Raw genomic sequence first — 4,437 nt, forward strand, 5'->3', positions numbered from 1 at the left:
CGCGGCCGGGTCGGCGAGGTCCCGCGCGAGCTCGCGCACCGCGGCGCGTCCCGCCCGGTTCGCGCCCACCGTCGACTGCGACGGGCCGTAGCCCACGAGGTGCACGCGGGGCTCCCGGGCCGCTCGCGTGCCCACCAGCGGGATCCCGCCGAGCGGTCCGCGCAGGTCGAGCCCCTCGAGGTGCGCGAGGGAGGCGCGGAACCCGGTGGCCCACAGGATCGCGTCGACGCTGGTCGACGACCCGTCCGCCTCGACGACGTGCCGCGCGCCGACGGCGTGGAACAGGGGCCGGCGGACGAGGACGCCGCGGTCGCGCGCTGCCCGCGCGTAGCCGGTCCAGCCGAGGCCCGTGTACGAGACCACGCTGCGCGGCGGCCGTCCCGCGGCGGCATCCGCGGCGACGCGGCGCTCGACGTCGACGCCGTCCTCGCCGGGGCGGAACTCGTGGTCGAGGAAGACGGGCTCGCGGCGCGTGTACCAGAGGGTGTCCGTCACCCGGCTGATCTCCTCGAGGAGCTGGACGGCCGAGATCCCGCCGCCCACCACGGCGACGCGCATGCCGGCGAACGCGCGGGCGTCCACGTAGTCGCGCGTGTGCAGCTGGAGCCCCCGGAATCCGTCGCGCCCCGGGATGTCCGGGACGACGGGCGCGTCCCAGGTGCCGGTCGCGTTCACCACGGCGGCGGTGCGCCAGGACCCGGCCGACGACGTCACCCGCAGGTCGCCGCGCGGATCCGCGTCCACGGGCGACACCCGGAGCACGCGCACGGGGCGCAGCAGCGGCAGGCCCTCCTCCCGCTCGTAGTCGGCGAAGTACCGCGGCACGGCGGTGCGGCTCGGCTCCGTCGGGTCGACGGGCGGGACGGGCATGCCGGGGAGGCCGAAGATGCCGTTGACGGTCGCCATGCGCAGCGACTCCCAGCGGTGCTGCCACGCGCCGCCGGGCCGCGGGTTCGCGTCGACCACGGCGAAGGAGCGCCGGGCGCCGGGATCCTCGAGCGCGGATGCGAAGCCGCGCAGGCGGAGGTGGTGGGCGGCGGACAGCCCCGCCTGGCCGCCGCCGATGACGGTGACGGCGGCCCGGGGGAAGGGTCCGGCGCCCGGGTCGCTCACGCGGCCGGGCGGGACGCGTCCGCGTCGAGCGGCGCGGTCGCGACCACGCGGCGGATCTCGTCCGCGTCCACGTTCGCCCCGAACAGCGGGTGCCCGGGCTCGAGCACGCGGCCGGCGGCGAGGGGTCCGATGTCGACCGGGTCGAACCCGAACGCGTCCACCAGGGCCGCGACGGCGGCGCGCGCGGCGGGGTCGTCGCCCGCGAGCGCGATGCCCTTGCGCCCGGGCGCGCCGGTCGGACGCGGTCCCTCGTCGAGGTCGTGGTACCCCATGTGGTTGAACGCCTTGACGACGGTGGAGGCGGGCAGGTGGTCCGCGACGAGCTCGCTCGTGGAGGAGACGGGGTCGGCCAGGTCGTCGCGGTGCCCGTCGACCTCCCACCAGTAGTTCATGGCGTCGACCACCAGCCGGCCCGCGAGCTCGGCGGCCGGGACGCTCGCCAGCTTGCCGAGGGGGAGGGCGAGGATCACGACGTCGGCGCGGGCCGCGGCGTCGGCGGAGGTGGTGGCGACGGCGCCGGGAGCGAGCACGTCGACGATGAGCTCGATGCGCGCGGGGTCGCCGGAGCCGGAGATGAGCACCGGGTGCCCCGCGGCGACGGCGCGGCGCGCGAGCACGGTGCCGACCTTGCCGGCGCCGAGGATCCCGACGGTGACGGGCGTCGCGGCGCTCACGCGGCCACCGCCTCGCGGGCGACGGCGGAGGGGGTGTCGGTTCCGGTGTCGATGCCGGTCGCGCGGTGCTGCATGCTCGTGCTCCTCTGTGTTGACACGTCAACTATCCGCCGATGTGGTGGACATGTCAACTCCCGGTCCGGCGCTCCGCCCGGCGGGCCGGCGCGCAGATGACCGGCGCCGCCGCCGGTGTCAAGGGGTAGGCAGCGCCCGGCGGCCGGAGTGTGCTGGATGGACCGACCGGATGGAGCGACATGCAGGCGATGGTGTACCGCGGGCCGTACAGGATCCGCGTCGAGGAGAAGGACATCCCCCGGATCGAGCATCCGAACGACGCGATCGTGCGGGTCACCCGGGCCGCGATCTGCGGCTCCGACCTGCACCTGTACCACGGGCTCCTCCCGGACACGCGGGTCGGCACCACCTTCGGCCACGAGTTCATCGGCGTCGTCCACGAGGTCGGCTCCTCGGTGGAGAGCCTGTCGGTCGGCGACCGCGTGATGGTGCCGTTCAACATCTACTGCGGGTCGTGCTTCTTCTGCGCCCGCGGCCTCTACTCGAACTGCCACAACGTGAACCCGAACGCGACGGCCGTCGGCGGCATCTACGGCTACTCGCACACCACGGGCGGCTACGACGGCGGCCAGGCGGAGTACGTGCGCGTGCCGTTCGCCGACGTCGGGCCCCAGCTGATCCCCGACGACATCCACGACGAGGACGCGCTCCTCATGACCGACGCGCTCAGCACCGGGTACTTCGGCGCGCAGATCGGCGACATCGCCGAGGGCGACACGGTCGCCGTGCTGGGCGCCGGTCCCGTCGGCCTGTACGCCGCGCTGTCGGCGTGGTTCATGGGCGCCGGCCGCGTGATCGTCGTCGACCAGCTCGACTACCGGCTGCGGAAGGCCGAGTCGTTCGCGCACGCCGAGACCCTCGACTTCTCGGCGGTGGACGACACCGTGCTGGAGCTCAAGCGCGTGACCGGAGGGCTCGGTGCCGACGTCGTCATCGACGCCGTCGGGGCGGAGGCGGACGGGCACGCGCTGCACCAGATCACCGGCACGAAGGTCAAGGTGCAGGGCGGATCCCCCGTGGCGCTGAACTGGGCGATCGACGGCGTCCGCAAGGGCGGCACCGTCAGCGTGCTGGGCGCCTACGGGCCCGTCCCCGCCGCCATCAAGTTCGGCGACGCCGTGAACAAGGGCATCACGATGCGCATGAACCAGGCGCCCGTGAAGCGCCAGTGGCCGCGGCTCTTCGAGCACATCCGCGCCGGGCACATCACGCCGCGCGACATCGTGACCCACCGGATCCCGCTCGAGCACATCGCGGAGGGGTACCACACGTTCTCCGCGAAGCTCGACGACTGCATCAAGACCGTCATCACGTTCGACGAGGACTAGGAGCCGACGATGCCGTACCGCGCGAGCGACCACCACCGCCCGATCGACGCCGACGCGCTCCGGGCGCGCATCCCCGGCTGGGGCACCGACCTCGACCCCGCCGACCGGCCCGCGTTCCCGCGCGAGCGCACGGATCTCGTGTCCGGCGCCCACTGGGACATGCCGGAGGCGCAGGAGCAGCGCATCCCGCGCGAGCGCTCCATCGAGCACACGGAGATGCCGCCCGTGTTCGGCACCGTCGCGCCGCTGCACGGCGTCTCGGGCGCCATCAAGCGCGTCGCCTACGCCAGGTTCAGCGAGGGCCGCTCGGTGCACTGGCTGCTGCTCATGCTCGGCGACCGCGTGGACGCGGCGGGCGCGCACCTCGGGTCGCTCGTGACCGGGCACCCGGACGACCCGCTCACCGAGACGGGCGTGCTGAGCGAGCCGCGGCACCACCCGGTGTCGTCCCGGGTCGGACGCGGTCGGGCCGACATGAAGCACATGTGGATGGATCCGGTGATCGTCGGCGCGTGGCCCATCGCGGCGGTCGCGCTCCTGCTCGTGGCGCGGCGGAAGCGCCGCTGATCCTCCCGCGTGCCGCGTGCCGCGTGATCAGCCGCCCTGCACCCGGACGGGCCCCGCGCCGCGGTCGGCGAGCGCGTCGTCGGGGTTGAGCAGGCCGCACGCCTTCATCGACAGGCATCCGCAGCCGATGCAGCCCGTGAGCTCGCGCTCCAGCCGCTCGATGCTCCGCCGCCGCTCCTCGAGCAGGCGCTTCCACCGGCGCGACGCGCGCTGCCAGTCGGCGTGGCTCGGCGGGCGGTCGAGCGGCACGTCGTCGAAGGTGGCCTGCACGTCGGCGAGCGGGATCCCGAGCCGCTTGGCCACCGTGATCAGCGACACCCGGCGCAGCATGTGCCGGGCGTACCGGCGCTGGTTGCCGGCGGTGCGCTCGGCGGCGATGAGGCCGAGGTCCTCGTAGAAGCGGAGGGCGGACGCGGCCACCCCGGTGCGGCGGCTCATCTCGCCGACCGTGAGGAGCTCGCCGGGCGCGTGCCGCGGCCCCGCCTGCGCATCCGCCACGACGTCTCCCCTCGATTGACCTCAAGGGTACGTGAGGTTCTAACCTGGAGACCATGCGCATCCCCACCTCCGCCGCCGCGTCGGCCCCCACCCGCGAGGACGCCCCGTGACCTACGTGATCGCCCTGCCGTGCGTCGACGTCAAGGACCGCGCCTGCATCGACGAGTGCCCGGTGGACTGCA

At 74.5% G+C, this 4,437-nt stretch carries 5 protein-coding genes and 1 pseudogene; 3 read left to right on the forward strand and 3 right to left on the reverse strand.

What is annotated here, in order from left to right; all coding sequences use genetic code 11:
• Both Q6969_RS13330 and Q6969_RS13335 read right to left on the reverse strand, forming a co-directional pair.
• Positions 1-1,113: NAD(P)-binding domain-containing protein (locus Q6969_RS13330; protein WP_317230871.1), on the reverse strand; the 1,113-nt coding region annotated here is incomplete at its 3' end.
• A complete protein-coding gene (locus Q6969_RS13335; protein WP_317230872.1) occupies positions 1,110-1,787 on the reverse strand; it encodes an NAD(P)-binding domain-containing protein in 678 nt (225 codons plus the stop codon). The genes Q6969_RS13335 and Q6969_RS13330, both read right to left, overlap by 4 nt.
• A 254-nt stretch (positions 1,788-2,041) precedes the next feature.
• Here Q6969_RS13335 and Q6969_RS13340 point away from each other — a divergent pair, with 254 nt between their 5' ends.
• Positions 2,042-3,190: a zinc-dependent alcohol dehydrogenase gene (locus Q6969_RS13340; protein WP_317230873.1), complete on the forward strand. Its 1,149-nt coding sequence runs from the start codon at positions 2,042-2,044 to the stop codon at positions 3,188-3,190.
• Between the two features lie 9 nt (positions 3,191-3,199).
• Entirely contained in the window at positions 3,200-3,757 is a 558-nt protein-coding gene (locus Q6969_RS13345; protein WP_317230874.1) for a hypothetical protein, read from the forward strand.
• Between the two features lie 27 nt (positions 3,758-3,784).
• Here Q6969_RS13345 and soxR read toward each other — a convergent pair whose 3' ends face one another.
• Positions 3,785-4,255 carry a redox-sensitive transcriptional activator SoxR gene (gene soxR, locus Q6969_RS13350; protein ID WP_317230875.1) on the reverse strand — a complete coding sequence of 157 codons (471 nt, stop codon included), beginning with the start codon at positions 4,253-4,255 and terminating at the stop codon, positions 3,785-3,787.
• Between the two features lie 106 nt (positions 4,256-4,361).
• On the opposite strand from soxR, the pseudogene Q6969_RS13355 reads away from it, so the two are divergent.
• A pseudogene (locus Q6969_RS13355) lies at positions 4,362-4,437 on the forward strand (ferredoxin); the annotation flags it as partial.

It is taken from the genome of Clavibacter sp. MX14-G9D (genome assembly GCF_032917815.1).
GTDB classification, from domain to species: domain Bacteria; phylum Actinomycetota; class Actinomycetes; order Actinomycetales; family Microbacteriaceae; genus Clavibacter; species Clavibacter michiganensis_K.

Bases quoted from the DNA above. Each gene is read 5' to 3' on its own strand.
- Q6969_RS13345 (WP_317230874.1), top strand. From the start codon at position 3,200: ATGCCGTACCGCGCGAGCGACCACCACCGCCCGATCGACGCCGACGCG.
- Q6969_RS13340 (WP_317230873.1), top strand. From the start codon at position 2,042: ATGCAGGCGATGGTGTACCGCGGGCCGTACAGGATCCGCGTCGAGGAG.